Raw genomic sequence first — 2,948 nt, 5'->3', positions numbered from 1 at the left:
TTCTTAATTTTACCCTTATAAATAATTTCAAAGAGAATTTCAGGTGCTTCAATTTCTATTTTAGATGCAGTATCTGTATAAATGTCATTATAGTAGGCCTTAATCTTGTCTCCCACCTTGAGTGCCGTGATCGAAACGACACCACCGTCTTTTGTAATCACTGTACCAGTATTGATGTTAACCATTTGATAGGTCCCATTTTCAAGCATAATATTAATACTTTGCTTGTAAACGCTCTCAACAGTTCCGATTCTCATCTTACCATATTTAGGGATACTGCCAGGTTCACCACTATAGGATTCACCTGCTGCGCTAATAATATAACCATTAGCCACTTTTATGCTGATGTTCATGCCATAGACAAAATTAGCTAAATCAGTATATCTTTGATTGATTTTCATGTCTGCATATGGTGCAATCGGATATTGATAGACCTTATCGTCAAAGCCATACACCGTCATTGTAGCAGGTTCTGTATCTGTCATTTGAGTAACTTCTCTCACTGTTCCCGCTATGGTTTTAGACTCAAGTGGTGCTACTTTGATATAGATCACTTCATTGTCTGGATTTACAAGATATTCGAGAACGTCACCTTCTTTAAGAAGTTTTACGCCTCCCACCTTGGCATTTTTAAACGTTACAATATCATCTCTTAGTCCCGTGTATAAATCCTCATCCACGAGAATATCAAAAACATCACCAGTCACATCAACTACTCTATAAATTTCTGTAATGACATTTTTGCCATTTTTAGATCGATTTTTTGTCTTGATTTCTGAAACGGTTCCGTAATGAAAAATCGAAAATTCATCTGCAAGCGTATTTGCGTTTATTTTTTCGAGCACCAAGTCATGATCGAGTGCTTGAGCATACATAACCTTGTCATCTTGTAGAAGGTATTCAATTTCGTCACCAATTTTCAAAAACTTATGATTCGATGGCACGCCATTCTTAAACACCACAAAATCATATAGCTTATTGCCTTTTGTATGCTGCTCAGAAATTAAATTAGAAATTGTACCGTCTGTATTTTTAACAGTGATTGTTTCTCTGGTGATTGTATTGCCATCCTCATAAACCTTTTCAGATTTACTCCCAATGACAAGGCCAAACCCCGAAGTAATGTTAAGGGGGGCATAATTGGATTCAAGTGCCGCTTTAGCAATATGAGCAAGTTCGCCTCGTTTTACATTATCTTTAGGTCCAAATGCACCATCATTTTTTAAGGGCACAATACCGTCTGAAACAACACTTTCAATCACAGAGCGATAAACTGGATTTACCGTTTCCCAGTCCTTAAAGCTGAAAACTGTTTCTTGACTAAAAACCGGTGCAACACCAAGTTCTCTTCCTACCCAAACCGCCAATTGCTCCTTCTTAACAGGATTTTGAAGATTTACAATTTCATCTTGAGTAATAATGCCCAAATTTTGAGCCTCAACCAAATACTCTTGCTTCATCAACAAATCCAGTGCTGTTGTTGATGAGGTCCCTCCAGCTTGTGCATAGACACGTTGCATAACAGCAGCTTCATTTCCTGCAAGTCTAACCAGAGTCTCCAGTGCATCATAGCCTGTTGCATTATTGCCTGGGTAGTACTTTCTATCACCATATTGCTTCACAATACCAAGTGTTGCCATGCGAATAATTTCTTCTTTGTTAGGATCCTTATTAACATCTGTAAAAGTACTGTTTACAATAAGTTCAAGTCCTTTTTCATAGGCTGTATAGTCAGTCGCGCTGTCTACGTTCGTTTTGATTGCAGTGAACTCAGGAACTGGGATGTCAAATGGCGCCTCTGCAAAAACACTGATGGAACCAAAACTCGGTACCAGTATTATTGAAATTATTAAGAGTAATGCAGTTATTTTTTTCATATGCCATCCCTTCCTCATCGCTTGGTCTTTTATATTTTCAAATCATTTTCAATAAGATTCTGCCTTTTTCTTTTAGTAATTTGTCAATAACACATAATGTCCAGCAGATCTAATTCGTGCCGTTACCCTGTTGTTGTCCGTATCAACAACTGCAGAATATGGCTCATACTTATTGGTACTTGTATTGTATTTATAGAGTCCTATCTGGGATTCCTGAGCCATGCTTATGAAGGTATCATCATAAACAATACTGAAATCCATAGATTGACTTAAGTCTGTAAAATTCTTTGTACTGTTATTTGAAGTTGCTTTAAAGCTAACGGAGAATACCTCAGATACTTGTTTTTTACCTCTAATATTTGGCTTTAAATATGCTCGATTCTGGTTCATGGTTAAGTCCTCAAAAATTTGAGCATAGGCATCATAATAATCTGCCATGGTTTTAAAGGTCAAGGTGTTTAGTGTTACTGGTGCAAACCTATAAATACTCTTACCAAAGTTAATTGTAATGTTTGAGGTGCTTGATTTTACAATACTTTCAGGCACATTAATGATTTTGATTTTGGTATCTTTTGTAACCACATCAGAAGCATCTACCTGAACGATGTTGTTAATTTGCTTGCTGTTAAATGTTACTTGAACCTGACTACCACCATCATCGATTTCATAGTCTCTACCATCAGGGACTTCAATACCACCATCTATATCTGGTGGACCAAGTTCTTTAATGTCTTGAATATCCTTAAAGACTAGTGAGGCGAGATTTGAATAACCAGACGGTCCAAATTTGTTAACTGCTTTAAGAACAAATACAATTCTATCGTTTTCTCCAAGCAATTCAAAGCCAGGTAAATAGGAGATTTTGTAAGGCTCAATATTAGTGATTCCCAAGTACTGAAAATCATTGTAGGTGTTTTTAATAAGTTCCGTATCCGTCTTAGACCCCAAATAAACATAAATCTCAAAATAGCTTGCATTAGGTGACAAGTAGTCATATAGCTTGATATAGGTGTCGTTAACAGTTGTGACCTTCAAATTCGTCGGATCCGATGGAATCGGAACCGTGTATTC

At 36.8% G+C, this 2,948-nt stretch carries 2 protein-coding genes; both read right to left on the bottom strand.

What is annotated here, in order from left to right; all coding sequences use genetic code 11:
- The coding region (locus tag AC220I_RS20720) for an S-layer homology domain-containing protein (RefSeq protein WP_486725770.1) at positions 1-1,877 on the bottom strand (1,877 nt) is incomplete at its 3' end.
- A 72-nt stretch (positions 1,878-1,949) separates the two neighbouring features.
- Positions 1,950-2,948: hypothetical protein (locus tag AC220I_RS20715; protein WP_486725769.1), on the bottom strand; the 999-nt coding region annotated here is incomplete at its 5' end.

The organism is Fusibacter sp. (genome assembly GCF_057447755.1).
Note: the sequence above shows the minus strand (reverse complement) of the source record. Positions and strands in the feature narration are given on the sequence as shown.